The 24,496-nt window shown below is 53.2% G+C and carries 24 protein-coding genes; 23 read left to right on the forward strand and 1 reads right to left on the reverse strand.

The genetic code is table 11. The annotated features are described in order from the left end of the window. Nucleotides 1–45 precede the first annotated feature (45 nt). The 23 genes from GQF02_RS11715 (at nucleotide 46) to galU (ending at nucleotide 23,113) form a co-directional block, all read left to right on the forward strand. Entirely contained in the window at nucleotides 46–1,158 is a 1,113-nt protein-coding gene (locus tag GQF02_RS11715) for an LPS O-antigen chain length determinant protein WzzB (protein WP_160797352.1), read from the forward strand. Nucleotides 1,159–1,220: 62 nt separating this feature from the next. After that, on the forward strand, nucleotides 1,221–2,225 hold the full coding sequence (galE, locus tag GQF02_RS11720) for a UDP-glucose 4-epimerase GalE (RefSeq protein WP_160797354.1): 1,005 nt from the start codon (nucleotides 1,221–1,223) through the stop codon (nucleotides 2,223–2,225). Nucleotides 2,226–2,637: 412 nt separating this feature from the next. Further along, complete coding sequence (gene rfbB, locus GQF02_RS11725) at nucleotides 2,638–3,765, forward strand: dTDP-glucose 4,6-dehydratase (RefSeq protein WP_160797356.1); 1,128 nt, start codon at nucleotides 2,638–2,640, stop codon at nucleotides 3,763–3,765. Between the two features lie 76 nt (nucleotides 3,766–3,841). Then, nucleotides 3,842–4,357 (forward strand): transcription/translation regulatory transformer protein RfaH, encoded by a 516-nt coding sequence (rfaH, locus tag GQF02_RS11730; RefSeq protein ID WP_160797358.1) that lies wholly within the window; start codon nucleotides 3,842–3,844, stop codon nucleotides 4,355–4,357. A 221-nt stretch (nucleotides 4,358–4,578) separates the two neighbouring features. Beyond that, nucleotides 4,579–4,938, forward strand: coding sequence for a MarR family EPS-associated transcriptional regulator (locus tag GQF02_RS11735; protein ID WP_160797360.1), 360 nt, complete (start codon nucleotides 4,579–4,581; stop codon nucleotides 4,936–4,938). Nucleotides 4,939–5,122: 184 nt separating this feature from the next. Then, on the forward strand, nucleotides 5,123–6,004 hold the full coding sequence (gene rfbA, locus GQF02_RS11740) for a glucose-1-phosphate thymidylyltransferase RfbA (protein WP_160797362.1): 882 nt from the start codon (nucleotides 5,123–5,125) through the stop codon (nucleotides 6,002–6,004). A gap of 22 nt (nucleotides 6,005–6,026) precedes the next feature. After that, nucleotides 6,027–6,962: a dTDP-4-dehydrorhamnose reductase gene (gene rfbD, locus GQF02_RS11745; protein ID WP_160797364.1), complete on the forward strand. Its 936-nt coding sequence runs from the start codon at nucleotides 6,027–6,029 to the stop codon at nucleotides 6,960–6,962. Between the two features lie 150 nt (nucleotides 6,963–7,112). Continuing rightward, entirely contained in the window at nucleotides 7,113–7,655 is a 543-nt protein-coding gene (gene rfbC / locus GQF02_RS11750; RefSeq protein WP_160797365.1) for a dTDP-4-dehydrorhamnose 3,5-epimerase, read from the forward strand. Nucleotides 7,656–7,765: 110 nt separating this feature from the next. Further along, entirely contained in the window at nucleotides 7,766–8,761 is a 996-nt protein-coding gene (locus tag GQF02_RS11755) for an FAD-binding oxidoreductase (protein ID WP_160797366.1), read from the forward strand. Between the two features lie 19 nt (nucleotides 8,762–8,780). Then, complete coding sequence (gene rfbF, locus GQF02_RS11760; RefSeq protein WP_160797367.1) at nucleotides 8,781–9,554, forward strand: glucose-1-phosphate cytidylyltransferase; 774 nt, start codon at nucleotides 8,781–8,783, stop codon at nucleotides 9,552–9,554. Nucleotides 9,555–9,556: 2 nt separating this feature from the next. Next, the gene (gene rfbG, locus GQF02_RS11765; protein ID WP_220789451.1) at nucleotides 9,557–10,633 is read left to right on the forward strand and encodes a CDP-glucose 4,6-dehydratase; all 1,077 of its coding nucleotides are present in this window, start codon (nucleotides 9,557–9,559) and stop codon (nucleotides 10,631–10,633) included. Beyond that, a complete protein-coding gene (gene rfbH, locus GQF02_RS11770) occupies nucleotides 10,630–11,958 on the forward strand; it encodes a lipopolysaccharide biosynthesis protein RfbH (protein ID WP_160797369.1) in 1,329 nt (442 codons plus the stop codon). The genes rfbG and rfbH overlap by 4 nt, the downstream gene beginning before the upstream one ends. Continuing rightward, nucleotides 11,958–12,806 (forward strand): transketolase, encoded by an 849-nt coding sequence (locus GQF02_RS11775; RefSeq protein ID WP_160797370.1) that lies wholly within the window; start codon nucleotides 11,958–11,960, stop codon nucleotides 12,804–12,806. Before rfbH ends, GQF02_RS11775 begins: the two co-directional genes overlap by 1 nt. Continuing rightward, a complete protein-coding gene (locus GQF02_RS11780) occupies nucleotides 12,803–13,711 on the forward strand; it encodes a transketolase family protein (RefSeq protein ID WP_160797371.1) in 909 nt (302 codons plus the stop codon). Before GQF02_RS11775 ends, GQF02_RS11780 begins: the two co-directional genes overlap by 4 nt. Further along, nucleotides 13,695–14,801, forward strand: coding sequence for an NAD-dependent epimerase/dehydratase family protein (locus GQF02_RS11785; RefSeq protein ID WP_160797372.1), 1,107 nt, complete (start codon nucleotides 13,695–13,697; stop codon nucleotides 14,799–14,801). The genes GQF02_RS11780 and GQF02_RS11785 overlap by 17 nt, the downstream gene beginning before the upstream one ends. Then, nucleotides 14,798–16,183, forward strand: coding sequence for a polysaccharide biosynthesis protein (locus GQF02_RS11790; protein WP_160797373.1), 1,386 nt, complete (start codon nucleotides 14,798–14,800; stop codon nucleotides 16,181–16,183). Before GQF02_RS11785 ends, GQF02_RS11790 begins: the two co-directional genes overlap by 4 nt. Next, the gene (locus tag GQF02_RS11795; RefSeq protein WP_160797374.1) at nucleotides 16,180–17,157 is read left to right on the forward strand and encodes a glycosyltransferase family 2 protein; all 978 of its coding nucleotides are present in this window, start codon (nucleotides 16,180–16,182) and stop codon (nucleotides 17,155–17,157) included. The genes GQF02_RS11790 and GQF02_RS11795 overlap by 4 nt, the downstream gene beginning before the upstream one ends. Before the next feature lie 2 nt (nucleotides 17,158–17,159). After that, nucleotides 17,160–18,293, forward strand: a complete 1,134-nt coding sequence (gene wecB, locus GQF02_RS11800; protein WP_160797375.1) for a non-hydrolyzing UDP-N-acetylglucosamine 2-epimerase — start codon at nucleotides 17,160–17,162, stop codon at nucleotides 18,291–18,293. 424 nt (nucleotides 18,294–18,717) lie between these two features. Beyond that, nucleotides 18,718–19,428: a glycosyltransferase family protein gene (locus tag GQF02_RS11805; RefSeq protein ID WP_160797376.1), complete on the forward strand. Its 711-nt coding sequence runs from the start codon at nucleotides 18,718–18,720 to the stop codon at nucleotides 19,426–19,428. Next, nucleotides 19,425–20,447, forward strand: a complete 1,023-nt coding sequence (locus GQF02_RS11810; protein WP_160797377.1) for a hypothetical protein — start codon at nucleotides 19,425–19,427, stop codon at nucleotides 20,445–20,447. Before GQF02_RS11805 ends, GQF02_RS11810 begins: the two co-directional genes overlap by 4 nt. A gap of 14 nt (nucleotides 20,448–20,461) precedes the next feature. Next, on the forward strand, nucleotides 20,462–21,397 hold the full coding sequence (locus GQF02_RS11815) for a glycosyltransferase family 2 protein (protein ID WP_160797378.1): 936 nt from the start codon (nucleotides 20,462–20,464) through the stop codon (nucleotides 21,395–21,397). Nucleotides 21,398–21,426: 29 nt separating this feature from the next. Next, nucleotides 21,427–22,251, forward strand: coding sequence for a glycosyltransferase (locus GQF02_RS11820; protein WP_160797379.1), 825 nt, complete (start codon nucleotides 21,427–21,429; stop codon nucleotides 22,249–22,251). Next, nucleotides 22,229–23,113 carry a UTP--glucose-1-phosphate uridylyltransferase GalU gene (galU, locus tag GQF02_RS11825; RefSeq protein WP_160797380.1) on the forward strand — a complete coding sequence of 295 codons (885 nt, stop codon included), beginning with the start codon at nucleotides 22,229–22,231 and terminating at the stop codon, nucleotides 23,111–23,113. The genes GQF02_RS11820 and galU overlap by 23 nt, the downstream gene beginning before the upstream one ends. 190 nt (nucleotides 23,114–23,303) lie before the next feature. Here galU and GQF02_RS11830 read toward each other — a convergent pair whose 3' ends face one another. Next, nucleotides 23,304–24,458, reverse strand: coding sequence for an MraY family glycosyltransferase (locus GQF02_RS11830; protein ID WP_160797381.1), 1,155 nt, complete (start codon nucleotides 24,456–24,458; stop codon nucleotides 23,304–23,306). Nucleotides 24,459–24,496: the final 38 nt, after the last annotated feature.

The following is a 24,496-nucleotide window of genomic DNA, read 5'->3' on the forward strand; positions in this document are numbered from 1 at the left end:
AGGTATAAACAATACTGTTTCTATCGATCCCCTGCGAGATTCAGCATGCCCAATCGCCCTGTCGCACCAATAGAACAACAAGACGACGAAATCGACCTGGCCGAACTCGTCGCCAAACTATGGCAAGGCAGGCTAATCATTGCCGGTGTCACCACGCTGTCCATCGCCGTTGCCGGTACTTACGCTCTGATGGTCAAAGAGGAGTGGACATCACGGGCCACCATAGAACAACCTCGCGCAGAAGACCTAGGTGATTACTATCAGGCACAACAGCAATTGTGGCGGATAGCCAATAATGACTCAGCTAACGACGACAAGGGCTCTGCCGTTGAGAAAAAGAAACGCCTGGAGATTACAGAAGTCAGCAAACAGGTATTCGATAGTACGATTACCCAGTTAAGCTCTCCCGATGCCCGCCGGGCATTCTGGCAAGGCAGTGACTACTACCGGCAGCAAGCAACAAAATTAGGCTCGGAGCGTGCGCAAAAAGCGCTGTTGGAAAAGTTGTCACTAGAAGATATCAAGCTGACGTCGCCCGATCAGAAAAAACAGCTCTACCACCAGATCGAAATCACCGCAGAAACACCAGAAGTGGCCCAGCAATTACTGAACACCTATATGGCGCAAATCAACCGCAGCGTCTGGGCAGCCAAGGCACGCGAATATCAGGTCACCAGCAACACCCTGAAGCTGGACTTGCAGGATGAAAAACAAAACCTTGCCCTACAGCAGCAAGCCCAAGACCGCAGTCTGCTGGAAGCAACACAAAGAGCTCGCGATACGGCAGCGCGTGGCGGCGTCGGCACATTCAAGGGCAGCAGTTACCAGACTATAGAAAAACCGGAAATGCTGTTTTTGCTGGGTACCCGTTCTCTGCAAGCCCGTATCGATTCGCTCAAGCAAACCGACAAAACCCCTTATCCAGCCCGCTATTACCAGTTGGATAATCACCTCAAACAGATAGATTTACTACCAGCGCTGAAGGGCAGCAAGCAGAGCTTCCATTACCTAGAGGCACCGACCCTGCCCATCACCCGCGACAAACCCAAGCGCGCGCTCATCATGGCGTTGGGCGCGATTGCCGGCCTGATGCTGGGCAGCCTGATTGTACTGGGTCGCGGCGCGTTTTCATCATTACGCGGTAAACTGGGCAAATAAGAATGCGATGGGTGCCCGCGCAGCCGCGCCCATCCTCCCACCCCCAAAAAAAGGAGCCCACCATGATCCTCGTCACCGGCGGTGCCGGTTATATCGGCAGCCATACCTGCGTCCAGCTATTGCAAGCCGGACAGCAACTGGTGGTGCTCGACAATCTAAGCAATAGCAAGCCCGAGGCGCTGCGACGGGTGGAAAAGATCACCGGCAAACAAGTGCTGTTTGTCGAGGGCGATATTCTCGACCGAGAAAAGCTGGATCTGGTGTTCCGCTACCCGATCAAGGCGGTGATCCACTTTGCCGGTCTCAAGGCGGTGGGCGAGTCGGTGGCGCAACCGCTGGCGTATTACAACAACAATGTCTGCGGCACCCTCAAACTATTGCAGGCGATGCAGCACCATGGCGTGAAAAACCTAGTGTTTTCCTCCAGCGCCACCGTCTATGGCGACCCGGCCTCCACCCCGATCCGCGAAGATTTTCCGCTATCGGCCACCAACCCGTACGGGCGCAGCAAGCTGATGGTGGAAGACATGTTACGCGACCTGGTCAAGGCCGAACCGGAGTGGAATATCGCCATCCTGCGCTACTTCAACCCGGTGGGTGCCCACGCCAGCGGCCTGATCGGAGAAGACCCGAACGGCATTCCCAACAACCTGATGCCCTTCGTGTCGCAAGTGGCCATCGGCCAACGCGAACAACTGTCTGTTTTCGGCAACGACTACCCCACCCCGGATGGCACCGGCGTACGCGACTACATCCACGTTGAAGACCTGGCCCGCGGCCATCTGGCCGCCCTTGCTGCCTTACAAACCCGGGGCGGACTGCTCACCGTCAACCTCGGTACCGGTCAGGGCTATTCGGTGCTGGACATGGTCAAGGCCTTCGAAATCGCCAGCGGCCGCAACGTGCCGTATCAGATCGTACCGCGCCGCGCCGGAGATATCGCCGAATGCTGGGCCGACCCGAGCACCGCCCGCGAGCTATTGGGCTGGCAAGCCGAAAAGACCCTGCAGGATATGTGCAACGACAGTTGGCGCTGGCAAAGCCTGAATCTGAAGGGTTATGCCTGAGGCTCGGGACTCGGGACTCGGGACTCGGGACTCGGGACTCGGGANCTCGGGACTCGGGACTCGGGACTCGGGTTTCAGCGTAAGAGCTGAGCAAATCACGTCAAGGCCGCAAATCCCGGGTTCTAGCTCCCACAACAAAGCAGTAAGCATCCCCAGCAACTTTCTGCCCCACTCAGTATTTCTACGGATAGGCAGCTACAGCTTGCAGCCTTAAAATAGCCGCACATTTTGGAGGCAAGACCCCGCAGCGCTTGCGCTGCACACCTTTTGGGCAGTCCGGTCAAAGGCGGCATCGGCTTGGCAACAGGCTGCTGTCGCCTTTGCCTTTTCAGCGACCACCGGCCCCAAGCCCCGGTTTTCCCCGTAAAATAGCGCATACGCTTCCCCCATTATTTAAAGAAACGGATTTGACATGATCCTGGTCACCGGCGGCGCCGGCTTTATCGGCGGCAATTTTGTACTCGACTGGCTGGCACAATGCGACGAGCCGGTCATCAATCTTGACGCACTCACCTACGCCGGCAACCTTGATACGCTCAAATCGCTGGCCAACGACCCGCGTCACACCTTCGTGCGCGGCGATATCTGTGACCGCGAACTGGTGGGCAAGCTACTGGCCCAGCATCAGCCGCGCGCGGTGATCAACTTCGCTGCCGAAAGCCATGTCGACCGCTCCATCCACGGCCCAGGCGATTTTATCCAGACCAATATCGTTGGCACCTTCAATCTGCTGGAAAATGTACGCACCTACTGGAGCGGGCTTGAGCACGAAGCCAAGCAGGCTTTCCGCTTTTTGCACGTTTCCACCGACGAGGTGTACGGCACGCTGGGCCCCAACGATGCGCCGTTTAGCGAGACCCACCGCGTCGAGCCCAACAGCCCCTACTCAGCCTCCAAGGCCGCATCAGATCATCTGGTACGCGCCTGGCATCACACTTATGGCCTGCCGGTGATCACCACCAATTGCAGCAACAACTACGGTCCCTATCACTTCCCCGAGAAGCTGATCCCGCTGGTCATCCTCAATGCCCTGGCCGGCAAGCCGCTGCCCATCTACGGCGATGGCCAGCAGATCCGCGACTGGCTATATGTCAAAGACCACTGCAGCGCCATCCGCCGCGTACTGGCAGCCGGTCGCCTGGGCGAAACCTATAACGTCGGCGGCTGGAACGAAAAGGCCAACCTCGACGTGGTGCACACCATCTGCGCGATACTGGATGAGCTGAAGCCGAAACAGGGAACAGGGAACCGGGAACCGGGAGCCGTTCACGCCGAATCCCGAGTCCCGGATTCCGATTCCCAGACGAGCTACGCGGCACAGATCACCTACGTCACCGACCGTCCCGGCCACGACCGACGCTATGCCATTGATGCACGCAAGCTGGAACAGGAGTTGGGCTGGAAACCGGCCGAAACCTTCGAAACTGGCATCCGCAAGACGGTTGAATGGTATTTGAACAACAGTGACTGGGTGGACAATGTCACCAGCGGCAGCTACCGCGAGTGGGTGGCCAAGCAGTACCACAACACAAACAGCTAACGGCCATCCGGTATGCCCCGACAGCAAAGGCGGGGCATACGACAACAGCCTTGCCGCACGCCAGCAGAAACCCTTTATGCCGCAAACCATTGTTTCACCGCTCGCCTGGTATCTGGTTCACACCAAACCGCGTCAGGAAGCCAAAGCGCTGTTCAACCTTGAGCAGCAAGGCTACCCCTGTTACCTGCCACTGATCAGCGTCGAGAAGGTTCGCCGTGGCAAGGCGCAGGTAGTGAGCGAGCCGCTATTCCCGCGCTATCTGTTTATCCGTCTCGATAGCAGCCAGAGCGGTAAAAGCTGGGCACCGATCCGCTCGACCCTGGGCGTGAGTACACTGGTGCAGTTCGGTGGGCAGGCGGCCAAGGTTGAGGATGAGCTCATCCATATGCTGAAACAGCACGAGCAAGCCAGCCCCTGCGCCCCCCTGTTCAACCCGGGCGAGGTGGTGCACATTGCCGACGGCCCGTTTGCCGGGCTGGAGGCGATCTACCAATGCAGCGAAGCCGGACACAGATCAATCGTCCTGCTCGAACTGCTGCACAAACGAGTGCGCATGCAGATCGAAACTGCCCGACTGGGCAAGATCGGCTAACACGATGTGCCAGCTACAGCAATACAACACATTCGCGGCCGCTATTTTGCCTCGTGCATCCATTCACTTGGACTAGACCGCCTTACCCCTGTAAACTTGTTCAAGTTTGAACAGTGGCCGCTCTCGGCCACTTGACTTATCAACGCCCCGCGCGCTTGCCGAACGTGACACGGCAGGGCGGTAGCGTGTCCGAAACACCACGAACCATCGTAAATCGCCCCATGGCCAGCCGCCAAAGCAAGCTACAAGAAGACACCTATTATCGCGTGATGCGCCTACTGCAGGACAACCCGGATATCACTCAGCGCGAGTTGGCCACTCAACTAGGCATCAGCGTTGGCGGGCTCAACTATTGCCTGAAAGCGTTAATGGAAAAGGGCTGGGTCAAGATGCAGAACTTCGCCCGCTCCAAGAACAAATTCGGCTATATCTATGTGCTCACCCCCAGCGGCATCGCAGAGAAAGCCGCGCTGACTAAACACTTCTTGCAGCGCAAGCAGGAAGAATACGACGCACTCAGCCAGGAAATAGAAGCGCTACGCGCAGAAATGAAGGCCCAGGCACAAAATCCCGCAGACTAATGGATTGGACGCCCCCTCACCCCGGTCATCTCCCACCAGCAAGAGAGGCTGGGTCGCCATTTACCGCCACCTTACACCGCCAGACTGAGGTACATCGCCCTTTCCTTCTCCCCTTAGGGAGAGCGCCGGATGAGGGCGGCCAACGCCAACACGCAAGCAACACCCAAATATTGGAATGCAAAATATGACCCAAGCCAGAAAAGGCATCATCCTCGCCGGCGGCTCCGGCACCCGCCTCTACCCCGCTACGCTAGCCGTCAGCAAGCAACTGCTGCCGATCTACGACAAGCCGATGATCTACTACCCGCTCTGCACCCTGCTGCTGGCCGGCATCCGCGAGATCCTGATCATCTCCACCCCGCAGGACACCCCACGCTTCGAACAGCTGCTGGGCGATGGCAGCCAATGGGGTATCAAGCTGCAATACGCGGCACAGCCCAGCCCGGATGGGCTGGCACAAGCCTTTATCATCGGCGAAGACTTCCTCGCCGGCGCACCCTCTGCCCTGGTACTGGGCGACAATATCTACTACGGCCACGACTTCACCAAACTGCTGCAAGACGCCAACACTAAAACCAGAGGCGCCAGCGTGTTTGCCTACCATGTGCAAGATCCGGAGCGCTATGGCGTAGTGGAATTCGACGCCTGCGGCAAGGCACTTTCCATCGAAGAAAAGCCGCAGCAGCCCAAAAGCAATTACGCCGTGACCGGCCTGTATTTCTACGATGCACAAGTGGTCGACATCGCCAAGGCCATCAAGCCCTCGCATCGTGGCGAACTGGAAATCACCGACGTCAACAATGTCTACCTGCAACAAGGCCAGCTCGATGTGCAGACCATGGGCCGCGGCTATGCATGGCTGGACACTGGCACCCACGAATCCATGCTCGAAGCCAGCCAGTTCATCGCCACCGTCGAAACCCGCCAGGGCCTGAAAGTAGCCTGCCCGGAAGAAATCGCCTACAACGCCGGCTGGATCGATGCTGCACAAGTAGAAAAACTGGCCGCCCCGCTAAAGAAAAACGCCTACGGCCAGTATCTGCTGCAACTGATCGCGCAGCACTAAGCCCTCCAGACGGAAACCTACAATGAGCCGCATCCTGATTACTGGTGCCAATGGCCAGCTCGGCTTCGAGTTGCGCCGCGCGCTCGCAGCGCTAGGCGAAGTATTCGCCCTGACCCGCGAACAGTTTGACCTTGCCGACGAAGCGGCAATGCTGGAGACACTGGACGCCCTGCGCCCACAGATTGTCGTCAACCCAGCCGCCTATACCGCCGTCGACCGCGCCGAAAGCGAAAGCGCACTGGCCCACGCCATCAACGCGCATGCCCCGGGCGTGCTGGCACGCTGGTGCGCCGCCAACGATGCCCTGCTGATCCACTACAGTACCGACTACATCTTTGGGGGCGCAGGTGACCAAGCCTGGAGCGAAGAGGACGCCCCGGAGCCGCAGTCGGTCTACGCCCACAGCAAATGGCTGGGCGAACAAGCGGTGCGAGCACATACTGGCCATCACCTGATCCTGCGTACCAGCTGGGTCTACGGTGCGCACGGCAACAACTTCCTCAAGACCATGCTGCGCCTCGCTGCCGAGCGCGACAGTCTGAACGTGGTGGCCGACCAGATTGGTGCCCCCACCAGCGCCGCACTCATCGCCGACGTCACCGCCCAGATCATCAGCCGCTACCGCCTGCCCACGCAAAAATTCGACTACGGCACCTATCATCTGGCTGCGCAAGGTGAAACCAGCTGGCACGGCTACGCCTGCCACGCCATTTCCCACGCACATAGCTTGGGCTACTCGCTGCAACTGGGTCCGGCCGCCATCCACGCCATTGGCACCGCAGACTACCCGCTGCCAGCCCGCCGCCCGACCAACTCGCGACTTAACTGCAACAAACTGCAACGCGCCTTCAGTCTCACCCTGCCGTCATGGCAAACAGGGGTAGAACATGTGATCGAGCGGCTGTTTCATAGCCTGCAAACTGCCAGCGCAAGCAACACCCAACCCTGCCCAGGGTAAAACAAGCCAACATACTTCTCCCTCTGGTGGAAGGTGGCGCTCCAATAGCGTTTTCTCCACATCCCTTCTCCTCTTGGGAGAAGGTGGCGCGCAGCGCCGGATGAGGGATTCGCCGGATGAGAGCCCACCCAAGAATAAAGAAAACCAACCATGCAAGTCATCGACACTGCCATCCCCGACGTCAAGATCATCGAACCCCGCGTTTTCAAGGACGAGCGCGGCTTCTTCTTCGAAAGCTTTAACCAGCAACGCTTCAACGAAGCCATCGGCCGCAAAGTCACCTTCGTACAGGACAACCACAGCAGATCAAGCAAGGGCGTGTTGCGCGGCCTGCACTACCAGCGCCCGCCGCACGCACAAGGCAAACTGGTACGCTGCACAGTAGGCGAAGTATTCGACGTCGCCGTCGACATCCGCGAAGGCTCTCCGACTTTCGGACAGTGGGTCGGCATCAACCTGTCTGCCGACAACAAACGCCAATTGTGGATCCCAGAGGGGTTCGCCCACGGCTTTGTCACCCTCAGTGAAACAGCAGAACTGCTGTACAAGGCGACCGATTATTACGCACCACAGGCAGACGCATGCATCCGCTGGGATGACCCCGTGATCGGAGTAGAGTGGCCACTGCCATGCACGCCCATTTTGTCGGTGAAGGATGAGCAGGGAACCGCTCTACTGGCCGTCTCGTTTTGAACGACGACCGATCTTCATCACCCGATACCCCTTCAATATTCATTTTCTAGCTTTGGCTTTTAGTGCTCCATGCAGCAACAAGCCTCACACAAACAGCAGCGTACAGATCGATGCCCGACATCAGCCTAAGCAACGGCAAAAAATTCATGGCCGCATCAGGGTCTTCCATCCTAGATGCAGCCACCCAGGCACAGGTGGCCTTGCCCTACAGTTGTAAGAGCGGTCGCTGCAGCAGCTGCAAATGCAAGGTCGTCAGCGGCGAAACACTCGCGCTGACAGCAGAGCTGGGGCTCACCCAGGAAGAACGGGAGCAAGGCTGGATACTCAGCTGCGTGCGCAGCGCCCAAACAGATCTGGTACTTGAAGTCGACGACCTCGGCAGCGTTGAACTTCCACCTACCAAGACCAGCCCCTGCCGGATCAGCCACATCGAACGTCTGGCACCCGATGTAGTGCGCGTAATACTGCGCCTGCCACCGGCCGCGATGTTTACCTTTCTGCCGGGGCAGTATATCGACGTAATTGGCCCGAATGGCGTGCGCCGCAGTTACTCGCTGGCCAACGCACCCGCAACCGACAAGACGCTTGAACTTCATATCCGCGCAGTGAAAGGCGGGGTCATGAGCGACTACTGGTTCAATCAAGCCAAGGAAAACGACCTGCTCAGATTGAACGGCCCGCTTGGCACGTTCTTCCTGCGCGAAACAAGCGGACAAGACCTCGTATTCCTGGCCACCGGCACCGGTATCGCTCCAGTCAAGGCCATGCTGGAAGCACTGGCTGCGTTGCCGCAGGATCAACAGCCCGCTTCGGTCACCGTACTATGGGGCGGGCGTACGCCAGCAGATATCTACATCGACTTGCCCAGCCTGCCTGGCCATTACCAGTTCGTTCCCGTACTGTCCCGCGCGGATGAAGACTGGGCGGGTGCCAAGGGCTATGTGCACGAGGTTCTGTTGCAACGCGCAGCGGACTTGAGCCACACCACCGTGTACGCCTGCGGCTCCGACGCGATGATTCACAGCGCCCGCAAGGTTTTGGTAGCAGCAGGTTTGCCTGCCCGGCAGTTTTACGCCGACGCATTTGTCAGTTCCGGAAACATTTAATTTCTACAAGGTTATCGACATGAAAGCAGTCATCCTGGCCGGCGGTCTCGGCACCCGTATCAGCGAAGAAACGACGACCCGCCCCAAGCCCATGATCGAAATCGGCGGCAAACCGATTCTCTGGCACATCATGAAGATGTACTCGCAGCACGGCATCAACGACTTTATTATCTGCTGTGGTTACAAGGGCTATGTCATCAAGGAGTACTTCGCCAACTACTTCCTGCATATGTCCGATGTCACCTTCGACATGCGCTCCAATACCATGGAAGTGCACCATAAGCGCGCCGAGCCATGGACTGTGACCCTGGTGGATACCGGTGACGAATCCATGACCGGCGGCCGCCTCAAGCGTGTCAGCAAGTATGTGGAAAACGACGAGGCTTTCTGCTTCACCTACGGCGACGGCGTCAGCGACGTGAACATCGCCGACACCATCGCCTTCCACCGCCAGCACGGCAAGGCAGCTACCCTCACCGCCACTTTCCCCCCTGGCCGCTTTGGCGCACTGGATATTCAGGCCAATCAGGTGATGAGCTTCAAGGAAAAGCCCAAAGGCGATGGAGCCATGATCAATGGCGGTTTCTTCGTGCTCTCGCCCAAGGTCCTCAGCTACCTGAAGGACGACAGCACTACCTGGGAGCAAGAGCCGCTGATGAATCTGGCCAGCGACGGCGAACTGATGGCCTACCCACACGAAGGCTTCTGGCAACCGATGGATACCCTGCGTGACAAGCACTATCTGGAAGCCCTATGGGCATCCGGCAAGGCTCCGTGGAAGAAGTGGGACTGAACATGACTGTCGACGCTCAGTTCTGGCAAGGCAAAAAGGTTTTCCTGACCGGGCACACCGGTTTCAAGGGTAGCTGGCTCAGCCTGTGGCTGCAAAGCCTGGGGGCCGAAGTACATGGCTACGCCCTGCCCGCACCAACCACGCCCAGCCTGTATGCGGTGGCCCGAGTGGAAGACGGCATGGCCAGCACCATTGCCGACATCCGCGACGCCAAAGCGGTACAAGATGCCATGGCCGCGTTCCGTCCGGATATTGTCCTGCATATGGCAGCCCAGCCGCTGGTGCGCCTCTCCTACACCGAGCCGGTGGAAACCTACGCCACCAATGTGATGGGGACGGTCCATGTTTTGGAGGCGGCCCGCCACGTTGACAGCGTCCGCGCCATCGTCAACGTCACCACCGACAAGTGCTATGAAAACCACGAGTGGGTGTGGGGTTATCGCGAAAACGAGCCGATGGGCGGCCACGACCCGTACAGCAACAGCAAGGGCTGTTCCGAGCTGGTCACCAGCGCCTACCGCCGCTCCTTTTTCCAGCAAGGCAACACCGCCCTTGCCTCGGCCCGCGCCGGCAACGTCATCGGCGGTGGCGACTGGGCTCTCGACCGTCTGGTACCTGACATCCTGCGGGCATTCGAAGCTGGCCAGCAAGTCACCATCCGCAACCCGCATGCGACACGGCCATGGCAACATGTACTGGAGCCGCTATCCGGCTATCTGACGCTTGCCCAATGCCTTTACCAGCAAGGTCAGCCCTATGCCGAAGGCTGGAACTTTGGCCCAAACGAAGGCGATGCCCGCCCGGTGCAATGGATCGTCGAGCGCATGTGTGAAAAGTGGAGCGAGGCTACCAGCTGGCAGCTGGATGGCGGCGAGCACCCGCATGAAGCCAATTATCTCAAGCTCGATATTTCCAAGGCCGGCAGCCGTCTGGGCTGGCAACCATGCTGGAACCTGCTCACTGCGCTGGATGCCATTATCGAATGGCACCACGCCTGGCTATCCGGCCACGACATGCAACAACAGTGCCTGCAGCAAATCGCTGCCTACACCCAAGCAATGAAAGCACATCACCCATGAGCACACAGAACAAGACCCCGGACAGCCTGCGCCAGGAAATCTCCGCCCTCGTCCAGCAGTACGCCGATATTGTTTACGCCCCCAAAGACTTCATTCCAGGCGAAAGCCACGTACCGGTTTCCGGCAAAGTGATCGGCGCCACCGAATTGCAATATATGGTAGACGCCAGCCTCGATGGCTGGCTGACCACAGGCCGCTTCAACGATGCATTTGAAAAGCGGCTGGCCGACTATCTGGGCGTCAAGCACCTGATTACCGTCAACTCCGGCTCCTCCGCCAATCTGGTGGCGTTCTCGACGTTGACCAGCCCCAAGCTGGGCGAGCGCGCCATCCAGCCCGGTGACGAAGTCATCGGCGTGGCAGCCGGCTTCCCGACCACCGTCAACCCGATTTTGCAATTCGGTGCAGTGCCGGTGTTTGTCGATGTCGACCTGGCCACCCACAATATCGACGCCAGCAAAATAGAAGCTGCCATCAGCCCGAAGACTAAAGCCATCATGCTGGCACACAGCTTGGGCAACCCGTTCAACCTCGACGTGGTAACAGCCCTGTGCAAGAAGCACAACTTGTGGCTGGTCGAAGACTGCTGCGACGCACTGGGTGCCACTTACAACGGCCAGATGGTCGGTACCTTTGGCGACATCGCCACCCTCAGCTTCTACCCTGCACACCACATCACCATGGGTGAAGGCGGTGCAGTGTTTACTAACAATGCAGAACTAAAACTGATCGCCGAATCGTTCCGCGACTGGGGCCGCGACTGCTATTGCAAACCGGGCAAGGACAACACCTGCGGCAAACGCTTCTGCTGCCAGATGGGCGACCTGCCATTCGGCTACGACCACAAGTACACCTACAGCCATCTGGGTTACAACCTGAAGATCTCAGACATGCAGGCCGCCTGTGCCTTGGCGCAGATGGACCGCGTCGATGAATTCATCGCCAAGCGCCGCGCCAACTTCACCTACCTCAAGCACCGCCTAGCCAGCGTCGAGCAGTTCCTGCACCTGCCTGAAGCAACACCGAACAGCGAGCCGTCCTGGTTCGGCTTCCCGCTGATCGTCAAGGAAGACAGCGGCGTCAAACGTGCCGACCTGATCAACTTCCTGGAAGACAACAAGATCGGCACCCGCCTGCTGTTTGCCGGCAACCTGACAAAGCAGCCCTACATGGCCGGCCGCAACTACCGCGTCAGCGGCGAACTGACCAATACCGATGTGGTGATGAACCAGACCTTCTGGCTGGGTACCTTCCCGGCATTGGGCCAGGAGCAACTGGACTATATCGCGGAGAAACTGGAAGAATTCTTCGGAGTGAATTTCTAATGACGGCCCTCGCGCCCCTGCGCACCGAGACCGACCAGAGATTCGCGCCGGCTCGTATGCGCCGCACTGTGCTTGAGATGGCCTATGCCGGCTCGACAGTTCACATCGGCTGTGCTTTCTCGATAATCGAACTACTGACCGTGCTTTACCGGAACTACCTACGCTATCCAGAGAACAACCCACTTGCAGAAGGTCGCGACTACCTTGTCCTGAGCAAGGGGCACGGCGTGATGGCTCAATACGCCTGCATGCGAGAGCTAGGCTGGCTCAACGACTCACACATCCAGAACTACTTTAAGGACGGCAGTGAGCTAAAAGGCCTGTCGGATTCGCGCGTTGCCGGACTGGAGGTTACCTCTGGCTCACTGGGGCATGGTTTCTCTGTAGGTGTGGGCATCGCCATGGGCCTGCAGCGTAAAGGCACTGATCAGAAAGTGTATGCAATCGTAGGTGATGGTGAGTTGAATGAAGGACCTATCTGGGAGGGCGCACTGGTTGCAGCTCATCACCGGATGGACAATCTGATGCTGATCGTCGACAAGAACGGCTTTCAAGCGATGGGATCTACAGATGATGTACTGGCACTAGGTGATCTTTCGGCGAAATTCGCGAGCTTCGGCTTCGAAACGCTCGAAGTCGATGGCCATGACGAAGCTGCGATCGAGGCGGCCATTCACCAGTTGTGGGCGAATGGCCTAGGCAAACCCAAGGCACTGATCGCACGCACAGTAAAGGGTAAGGGTGTGCCCTTCATGGAATCGGATAACCGCTGGCACTACACACGTCTGAACGCACAAACGTTTGCCAAGGCGATCAACGCACTAGGCCTTACCGGAGCAACAAAGTGAGAGAAGCCTTTTCTAATGCTTTAGTTCGCTTGGCACTCGCGGATCCTAAGGTCCTGCTACTGACTGGCGATCACGGCTACGCGCTGTTTGACGAATTCCGCAAGCGCTGCCCCAGCCAGTACATCAACGCGGGTATCGCCGAGCAGAATATGGTGGGTATGGCAGCAGGCTTGGCGCGAGTTGGCTTCCGACCATTCGTCTATGGCCTTGCCGCATTCGTGCCGATCCGCACCCTTGAGCAGATCAAGCTCGATATCGCCCATGACCACTTGCCCGTAGTGCTATTGGGAGATGGCGCTGGCTTCGTCTACAGCCATCTGGGGACTAGCCACCAATCGACTGAGGACATCGCCTGCACCCGCGCGATTCCGGGTCTGGAGGTATTGTCGCCGGCAGATCGTTTCGAGATGACGGCCTGTATGGACTATGCCTATGCAGCCAATGGTTCGGTTTATCTGCGCATGGGCAAGTCGGATCGCGGCGACGTGCACACAAGCCCGATCGATGCGCTGCAGCCCGGAAGCTTACTGAAGGTCCGCGACGGTCGCGCCGATCGCCCCGGCCTGATCGCGACCGGCTCTATGGTACGAACTGCCGTCGACATCGCACAGGAGCAGAACCTAACAGTTTGGAGCGCGCCCACGATCAAGCCACTACTGATAGACGACGTGTGCGCCGCTGCGCGCGCATCCACCGGTCTAGTGACACTGGAGGAACACTCGCTGCTAGGTGGCCTAGGAGCTGCCATCACCGAGATCACCAGCGAGCACCTGCCAACCCGCGTGCTACGCATCGGCGTGCCGGACCAGTTCTCCAAACATTGCGGAACTTACGACTACCTGCTTAATGAGCATCGTCTTGACAGTACAACCGTCGCCCGGAGGATCTATGAATTTGTCGCATAGATCTGATCCGCTCGATCTGCGTGGACGCCGCATCTTTCTGACAGGAGCGACCGGTTTCCTTGGGCGCTCCCTCCTAGACTATCTCCTAGAGGGAGCGAATCTTCATGGCGACGCTCCCCTAGTCACGGTCCTCAGCCGGTCACCTGAAGTCTTCCTTGAACGGTTTCCAGAATATGCTGGCCTATCTTGGCTGAATTTTGTCCAAGGCGACCTAACACAACTGCCTCACACGCCTCCCGGAACCTACACTGATGCAATCCATGCCGCAGCAGACACCCATTCTCAGCCGAATTCGCTGCTCTGGATAACACAATTAGTCGAGGGTACTCGCAATGTCCTCGAGTTCGCTCGGCAAGGAGGCATCGAACGCTTTTTGTTCATTAGTTCTGGTGCCGTCTACGGTCCGCAACCTGCGGGCATCGATACTCTACGGGAAGAGCACCCCTTTGCGCCTCAGACCACAGATATCCGTGCAGCCTATGGACAAGGCAAGCGCATGGCCGAGCATCTCTGCGCTCAGTATGCAGCCAATGGAGGCCTCGAGTGTGTAATCGCCCGATGCTTCGCGATTGTCAGCCGTCACATTCCGCTCCAGGGACCGTATGCACTGGGCAACTTCATGCGTGACGCCATCAAAGGCCAAGGCATCAGCCTCTCCGGAGATGGTCAAACTATCCGCTCGTACATCGATGGCCGCGACATGGCGCACTGGATGTTCACACTATTGAAGCGAGGTGCAAGCGGCGAAGCCTACAACGTAGGCTCTGATCGACCAATCTCTATGCTCGAACTCGCGACAACAATCCGCGAATTGGTGAACATCGACCAGCCCATCCATGTCCTTAGCCAGCCGGAGCCGAATGGGCGATCCATTTACCTACCCTGTATCAGCAAGGCGGGAATGCTAGGACTATCAATTGAGACGCCATTGAAGGATGCTTTGGCAGATGTCATACACTCGCTTTATCCGGTGCAATCTGGAACTACCCAATCGGATGCACTAAACCCCGAGGACTGTGGCACTGTGAACTCGCAGACGACATTGAATAAACTCGATGGGCTATTCCCTGAATCGGCCGACCTAGCATGACGCAAAATATCTCTCCTGTCATCGCCTCAGAGATGCGCCCAACCCGCATCGACCGGCTGTTACATATGGCTGGGCTGGACTTCCATATTCTGGTCACCCTGCTCTTTCGCAGCTGGTCCATTATGGCTGGCGGTATCACGGTATTGCTGATTCCGATGTTCCTGAGTCCTTCACAACAGGGCTACTACTACACATTCTCTGCAGTATTGGCAACCCAGATCTTCTTCGAACTAGGACTGAACCATGTGTTGATCCAGCTGACAAGCCATGCTGCAGCGCATTTACATCGCGTGTCTGAAACCAGACTCGAGGGAGATGTGCGCTGGCGATATGCCATCGCTTCGTTGATAAGGCTGTCGGCGAAGTGGAACGCAGTGATGGCGAGCCTGTTCTTCATCACGCTGCTAGTTGGCGGTAGTTGGTTCTTCTCAAACAAAGGTTCGCTGTCAACCACGCAATGGCTAACAGTATGGGGCGTATTGGTCGCTGCCACGGCTGTCAATCTTGCTCTCAGTGCGCGATTGGCCATTTGCGAAGGCCTCGGAGAAATAGGCCATGTAGCCCGGCTGCGACTGTACCAGTCCATTGCAGGCTATGCGCTGTTATGGTTTCTGCTCGCACGTGGCGCAGGACTCTGGGCCGTGACCGCTGTTCCACTCGCAAACATGTTAGGCACAATCTGGTGGCTATCACGACGACGACTCACAAAGGGCTTGAATGTGCAGGGGTTAGTCACGGCCACAGATGGGTGCTACACCTATCGCCGGGACGTTTTCCCTCTGCAATGGCGTATAGCGCTCAGCTGGGCCAGCGGTTACTTCATATTTAATTTCCTCACCCCAGTGGTTTTTGCCCTCCAAGGTGCAGTGGCAGCAGGAAAGCTTGGTCTTTCGATGGCCATTTTTTCGGCGATCTCGACGGTCGGAATTAGCTGGATTCATGCAAAGATACCTACATTCTCTGCACACATTGCACGTAATGAGCGTGCCGAGTTAAATACCATTTTCAACAGGCAAGCAATTCGAGCGATCGGCGCAACAACCTTGTGTACTGCAATTTTCCTTGTGGCCGTAGAGGTCGCCGATCAATTCACTCCGAAGGTGCTCGATCGATTACCTCCGCGCACAGCACTACTACTGCTGTCAATAGCGACTGTAGCCAACGCAGCAATCTTCGCTATGGCCGCATACATTCGTGCACACAAGGAAGAGCCACTAATGGCTCAGTCTGTGGCTTCAGCACTACTAATCGGCACAGGGGTATACGCGATGGCACACGTTGGACTGATTGCCACGGTGGCTACGTATGCGGGCATAACTGTGTTTGTAGGGCTGCCATGGTGCGCGCTAATTTTCAACAGATATAGACAGAAAACCTTATGAATAGCCAGCCGCTTTTGTCCATATGCATCCCAACCTACAATCGCGCAGCATACCTGCGCGAGTGTCTAACGTCGCTGCAAATCGACGGTGCATGGGATCAGATCGAAGTGATAGTAAGTGACAACGCCTCTACCGATCAGACACTGAGTGTTTTGGAAGACTTCCGCGATGTACTACCGCTTAGATGGATCGTTCAACCTAGAAACCTGGGCGCCGATCGTAACTTCGATGCCGTCGTTGCAGAAGCTCGTGGCGAGTATTGTTGGTTGCTCGGTGATGATGACGTAGTAATTCAAAAAAGCTTGAACGCAATTAAACAGGAACTCCAGAGCAGTAAGCCATTAGTTTTACAACTTGGTTACATCCAAGGAAGTAGCAAGCTAGATCATTTAAAAACAGTTTTACCTAAAAAATATGGACTAGATAATAGTGGGTTACTGCTTGATATCGCAGCGTATATCCAAGCCCAAGAAAACATAAGTATAATTTTTGCTTTCATATCAAGCTTTGTTTTTAAGCGCTCGTGTTGGAAACACAGTGAATCAGCAAAAAAATGGTTTGATAGTAATTATATACATCTATATCAAGTACATACTGCACTTGCTTCTACGGGATCACCAATTATCAGCCATCTTAAACAGCCAAGTATCGTGGCACGAGGAAATATTGCAAATAATATTACGGCAAACGTTGGTGAAATAATGTGGCTCGATGCACGAACTCTTGCAGATGTCTGTTGTACCATCTATGGCGGCCAACATTCCATTCAGAAAGCATTCGGGGAATTGTTCCGCAGGGTCTATCCAATACGTACCATTACATCTGTTTTGGCGCAAACTCTTAGACCAATCGACAAAAAAACTACCTCTGCATTAATCTATCTAGGATATTCAAAATTTCAGCTTAAACTGGCGAAATGGCTTGGTAAACCATATTTACGCAATCTTGCAATTTATTTTCTAACAAAAAAATAATCATGAAAAAATCAAAGATACTTGTAATTTTCGGAACTCGTCCAGAAGCTATCAAGATGGCACCTGTAGTACTCGCTCTGCGGAAGCATTTGCATATTGAGACTGCAGTTTGCGTTACGGGACAACATCGAGAAATGCTTGATCAAGTGCTATCTGTCTTTAACATAAAGCCAGATTTCGACATTAATGTCATGACAGATAAACAGCAGCTAGCTTCGATATCGGCAAAAATCCTTCTAGGAGTGACAAATATCTTAGAAGAGTACAAGCCATCTGTAGTCCTTGTACATGGTGACACAACCACTTCTTTCATCTCATCGCTAGCAGCATTTTACTTACAAATCCCCGTTACTCATGTAGAAGCAGGACTGCGAACCCACAATATATACTCGCCGTGGCCGGAAGAGTTCAATCGTCGCTCAATAGGCTCTATTGCCACACTTCATTTTGCACCAACGCAAGAGTCAGAAGAAAATTTATTAGCTGAATTTACGCCAAAAAATAACATTGAGGTTACTGGAAATACAGTGATTGATGCCGTTCGTCTAACGAGCGAACGCTTGAGGGTCGATAACAAGTTTTGTCTAGAAGCGTCAAGCCGTTTTAACGGCCTCGATTCTGATCTTCCGATTGTATTGGTCACAGCTCATCGCCGTGAGAATTTAGAGGGGGGTATCCATAAAATTTGCGAAGCAATTGCAGAGATTGCTGATACAGGCCAGGCACAATTCGTCTTCCCAGTACATAAAAATCCTCGTGTACAGACGGTCGTGCACGAGCAACTTTCTAATAAGAAAAACATCATCCTCACCCCCCCTTTAGACTACCCTGAAGTAATAAACTTGATGACTCGCTCTCATATATTACTTACTGATAGCGGCGGTATACAAGAGGAGGCTGCGTATCTTCGAAAACCCTGTCTAGTCATGCGCGATACGACTGAGCGCCCCGAATTGGTTAATGCAGGTGGTGCAAAACTAGTAGGAACTGATCCAAAAAATATTATTAATGCAGTTCTACATCTTTTACAAAACCAAGATGCTCATCGTGCCATGCAGATAAAACACAATCCTTATGGTGATGGATTCGCGGCGGAGCGGATTGCTACTCGACTAACTAAATTTTTGTCAAAGTAACCTTAGCCTTCGACATCTATTAATCTCACAAGGTCCTTTCCACTTGAAAAAACTAGTTATAGTCGGGCGCTATCCATTCCAAGATCGAAAACTGGAAGGAATGGTGCAACGAATTGCAAATATCGACACTCAGATAGCCGATCATCCACGCATATACCTTGATCTATACGCACTTAAAAACTTGCGCGACACACATAGCCAAATCGGTAACACGCAAATTTATACAGCGAGCTTCCTACACTTTTGGAATATCCTCAAAATATTACAGAATGCAGATAAAATCTATGTACATTCCATATATTTCTACGCACTCATACTTATACCTCTAATATTTACAAATAGGCGCATACCCATAATATTAGACGTACATGGAACAGTACCTGAAGAAATTGAGAACACAGGTAACAGGATACTAGCATACCTAATGAAACTAGTAGAAAAAGCTGCCTTCGCAAGAATATCACTTGCAATCTGTGTAACCAAAAAAATGGAATATTTTTATCGTAAAAAATACATAACCACGCGCGCTGAATTTATGTATTTACCTATATTCACAACGCAAGTTTGCCAGCAAGCGAATCAAGATGAAGTCAATGCCATTAGATCCAGCCTCAACATTCCAGAAGACGCTATTGTTTTTATTTATGCAGGCGGTTTGCAAGCTTGGCAACAAGTTGCCAAAATGATACACGCTACTAAACGCCTAATGAACTATGAAAATCATTATTTTATATTTTTAACTGCTGAAACAAAATCACTATCTGAGAAATTTCAAAACACATCTGGAGTAATTCCAAAGAATGTAATCATTACGCACGCAAAACCAGAAAATTTAAGGAATTATTATGCATTAGCAAATTTTGGCTTCATACTACGACATGATCACATATTAAACAAAGTTGCTAATCCAACTAAAATGGTAGAATACCTTTATTTTGGCATATACCCTGTCGTACTGACCGCTGATATTGGCGACTTTTTAGAAATGGGCTACGAATACATAAGCCTAGACAAACTAAACAGGACCAGCACACCACCAAAAAAATCCGAAATAAACCATCGCATCAGCCTAAAATTGCTAGAAGACACAAATAGTCAAAACATCGCAAAACTTTTATCAACAGTAATCTCATGAAAAAAATGACGCCTGCAATAGAATACAAAAAGGATAAACCTACCCTCACCAATACAATAAAATTGCATCTAGCGGTAATTTTTATTTTGCTATTTATAGCAATGCCCCACTTACCTGATTATAAAACATATCAACTCATCTACGAAGAACGAGGCGGATACCTAGCGATTTTTGGCAGAGACCCAGGATTTGTTCTGCTAATAAACACTTTTGAGCCATTTATAAGTTACAATTTATTTCGACAATTCACACTTGCACTACTGGCTTTCATAACTTTATTGTCAATTCAAAACTTACAGAAATCCTTACCATCAAAAATCAGTAATGTCTTTGTACTTGCAATCACTCCTTATATTTTATTAAAGTATGGAATTCAAATACGCGAGGGCATTGCACTCTGCCTATGGTTAGCCATTATAATGAGCGCAGACAATCGACCAAAAATATTGCCATTTATAGCAATTGCATTAATATCCATTTCATTTCACATATCCAGCACACCACTCTGGGCATTATTGGCGATAGCTTTTTATTTTCAGCCACATTTCCCTCGAACTGCCTCAATAATATCAATTTCAATCTTCGCCTCTTATATTTTCTTCGTCGCTGACGTTAGCAGATTAGAACAAGATGCTTTTTCTGGGCTAAACCAGAAAGCAATCACAATAAGCATTATTCAAATACTTTATTGGTGCATCTACATCTGCATTTTTCTAGCAGCAGCACTAAGCAACAATATTAAAACTCACAAACACACCCCCATGCCAAACGGAATACGCTCAATGCAATTTATCACCAAATCGGCGATGATCGGATTTGCAATTGGGGTATTTATTCAGGGAATAAACTACGGATCTGAATTATTGCAGAAGGGGCTTATATCGGATCTAATGCGCATTGCAGCATTACTACTATTTATATATTCAACCTTATTGGCAGCACAAAGAAAAAACATAATGAGTTTGTTTATATCGACATTTCTAATGATTGACACACTCCGAATAATCTTATCAGCGTAAACAAATTCACTACCATGAAAAACCAAAATAACAATTTGAAAAACAAAAAAATAATTGCCATTATCGTCACTTACAATCCATCTCTAGATATTCTGATTCGACTGTTCAACTCCATCGCAACCCAAGCAAATAATTTTATAATTATTGACAACGGAAGCGCAAACGCCGAGCAAGTCAAAACTTCATCCAATAAATATCTCAACTCAATTTTTATAAACCTACCGGAAAACAAAGGTATTGCATTTGCGCAGAATGTCGGTTTCCGCATTGCGGAATCACAAGGTGCATCATATGTGCTTACATTGGATCAGGACTCGTTACCATCATCAAAAATGGTAAGCAATTTAGCATCAATCTTTGATCTACCTCATAAAAATAACGCTCCAATTGCTGCTGTCGGCCCGATTCTAAAAGACGAAAACACCCAGTTACACCTCCCCTTATTTTCATACAAAGGCGGTAAAAAGCAACGGATTATACCTACACATAGCCATAGCATAATTGATCTAGAATTTTTGGTAAGCTCAGGAACTTTGCTATCGATGGAAGCACTTAAAGAAGTTGGATTGATGCGTGAAGAGCTTTTTATCTCTTATGTCGATGTTGAATGGTGTCTCCGTGCTCGATCATATGGCTACCGTATTGTGGCCAACTGTGCGACGACCATGCAACACAGCTTGGGTGACCATAGAATTAAAATTGGCCATTTGATCATACCTCTACACTCTCCGCTGAGGCATTTCTATCTCATGCGATCTGGTATATATATGCAAAAATTATTGCATCTGAGCCAGCCATGGCGTCGAGCTGATCGGCGGCAACTTTTACGCAGTTTTATTTTATTTAGCTTGATTGGTCTGCCAAGTCCAAAAGAGTTTATTTCGATGTGCCGAGGACTGCACGCAGGATTTAAAATGAAGGTAAAGTCAATTCCAACAATAGAAAATTGAAATTACCACCCCACCGAAAAGAGCATACGATGAAGCACGAGCACCCTCCTTTTAGCGTGTTAATGTCTACATATATAAATGACAACCCATTTCACCTCAGGCAAGCATTTGAGAGCATCCTGAATAATTCTATTCGCCCTGTTTCTATTGTTGTCGTTGAAGACGGACCAATTTCAGAAGAGTCACAAAAAATAATTCTCGAATTCAAGAGCATTCTAAACATAGAATCAGTAAATATACCTAACAATGTAGGTCTTGGGCAATCGCTAGCTTTCGGAATAAAATTTTGCAAAACAGAATTAATCGCGAGATTCGATAGTGACGACATTTGCAATAGCAACCGTTTCGAATGTCAACTAAATTACCTAAAAAACAATCCTAAAGTCGACATAATAAGCTGCTGGATTGAAGAGTTTGACACAAACCCTGACTTACCCACCAGTATCAGAAAAGTTCCAGAACTTCACAAGGATATCTTGTCGTTCGCAAAAAGGAGATCTCCATTCAATCACATGGGAGTAATGTACAAAAAGAGTAAAGTCATAGCTTCTGGTAATTATCAACATGATTATCTGTATGAGGACTACGCGCTATGGGTTAGAATGCTACATTCAGGTTGCATTTCCGCCAATGTTCCAGAAGTATTAATTAAAGCAAGGGTTGGGAATGGGATGTTTGAACGCAGAGGTGGATGGAAATATGCCACAAGCGAACTGGTCGCTCAAAACAATTTTAGAAAAATTGGATTCATAAACTGGCTAGAATTTATTAGAAATATTGCAATTAGAATCCCAGCGCGTATCGTGCCCCCCGCAGTAAGAAAATACATCTATGAGCATCAATTGCGTAAATAAAACTATCACCAAAGCCGTCTTCCCGGTCGCCGGGATGGGGACTCGTTTTCTGCCGGCCACCAAGGCCAGCCCCAAGGAGATGCTGCCTGTCGTCGACAAGCCGCTAATCCAGTATGCGGTGGAAGAGGCCGTCGCCGCCGGCATTACCGAGCTGACCTTCGTCACCGGTCGTAATAAGCGGGCGATCAAGGACCACTTCGACAAGGCGTATGAGCTGGAAAACCGCAACAAGAAGGCGCTGCTCGAATCAGTGCAGGGCATCCTGCCACCGAATGTCAACTGCCAGTACATCCGCCAGCCCGAAGCGCTTGGGCTGGGTCATGCGGTGTTGTGCGCGCGCGCAGCCGTTGGCAATCAACCGTTCGCGGTGACTCTGGCCGATGATTTGATGGATAGCGAACCGGGGGCTGTCGCGCAGATGGTTGAGGTCTACAACCGTAGTGGCGCATCGGTGCTGGGGGTAGAGGAAGTGCCGCGCGCGCAGACTGGTGCCTACGGTATTGTCGAGGTGGTGGCAGACAATGGCGATCAGCGGGTGACCAGCATTGTCGAGAAGCCGCATCCGGATGTAGCGCCATCGACGCTGGCGGTGGTTGGCCGCTACATCCTCACCCCACGCATCTTTGACAAACTGGCAACCACCCAGCCCGGTGCCGGTGGCGAGATCCAGCTTACTGACGGCATCGCCGCACTGCTGAAGGAAGAGCCGGTATTAGCACTGCCATTGGCAGGCACGCGGTACGACTGCGGCTCTAAGCTGGGCTATTTGAAGGCGACGGTAGATTTTGCGCTCAAGCACCATGAGGTGGGTTCGGAGTTTTCCGATTATCTGGCGGCACGGGCGGTGACGGCGGAAGCTTGAGCGCCTTCCCCCTAGCAAAGAGGCTTAACCACTGGGTATGGTGTCGGAGCGGCTTTAGCAGCGATATTTTTTCATTGGGCCGACGACATCAGCGAAAAGCTCGCGGCTGAAGCCGCGCCTACAGGCCGCGCTACAAATCACGCTATTTAGGATACGCCGCTTGGCAGCGGCTATCCCACCCTACAGTTGATCAGGCCGCTTTGCGCGGTTTAATTGCCGGGCGCTTCGGGTTGGGGTTGGCTTTACGCAGCACCAGCAGGCGCGGAGCGCGGAAGGTGACCAAGCGGCGGTAGACCCAGACATAAGCGAACACAAACAGCAGTGCACACAACTGCAGCGCCCACTGATGGCGCCAGAACAACAGTGCCGGCATGATGGAAAACAGCGCCACGCCCCACAAATAGGGCGCAGTCAGGCTGTTGCGGCGGGTCAGGTGTTTAGCTTCCTGGCTGCCCACCATCCAGCGCACCAGTCGCTTGTACACCAGCATGTGAAAATGCAGGCCGTCCGGCAAACCGGGCGACATCTGACGCAGATGTTTTTTGCGGTAGATGGAAAACATCGTCTCGAATACCGGATAGATCAGCAACAGCAGCGGGAACCACGGCGATACCACACCGGGGTGGCGCGCCACCAGCAGCACCGCTAGTTCCGCCAGCAAGAAACCCACCAGATAGGCTCCCGCATCGCCGGCGAAGATCATGCCGCGCGGGAAGTTCCATACCAGAAAGCCCAGCATGGCGGCGGCAGCGGCCAGACACAAGGCCAGCAAGGGCATGTCGCCCACCGCCAGCGATACATACGCCAACGCACAGAAGGCCAGTAGCGCCACGCCGCCCATCAGGCCGTTGTAGCCATCGATGATATTGATCGAATGGCACACCCCACCGGCTGCGAAAATGGTCAGCAGCATGGCGGCGACAGGGAAACTGGCCAGCAAGGGGTCGATACCGGGAATACCCAGCGCCGGCAGGATACCGCCCACGCTCCAGATGGCGATGGCCGCCGAGGCAAACGCGGCCAGCAGGCGGATCAGCGGGCTGACTTTCTTGGTCATATCCTCCACCAGGCCGGCAAGAAACACCGGGCCGGCCGACAACAACACGCCCCAATACAACTGATATTCAGGCTTCTGCCCGGCAAACAGCAATAAAGCGCCGCCAGCCAGCAAACCGGCCAGCACCGGCACGCCACCGATGCGCGGCGTCGGTGCGGCGTGAAATTTCTGTACCCCGCCCAGATCATGGTCCATGGACAGGTGGGCATGCAGATGCTGGGTGCGGATCAGCAGCATGCCGGTGAAGAGCGACACCAGCAGCGCGGTAAAAACGATGGCCAATAACATTAAAAATATCCAATAGTTGATCAAAAATAAGCAAAAGC

The sequence above is a fragment of the Craterilacuibacter sinensis genome (assembly GCF_009831765.1).
GTDB classification, from domain to species: Bacteria; Pseudomonadota; Gammaproteobacteria; order Burkholderiales; family Chromobacteriaceae; genus Craterilacuibacter; species Craterilacuibacter sinensis.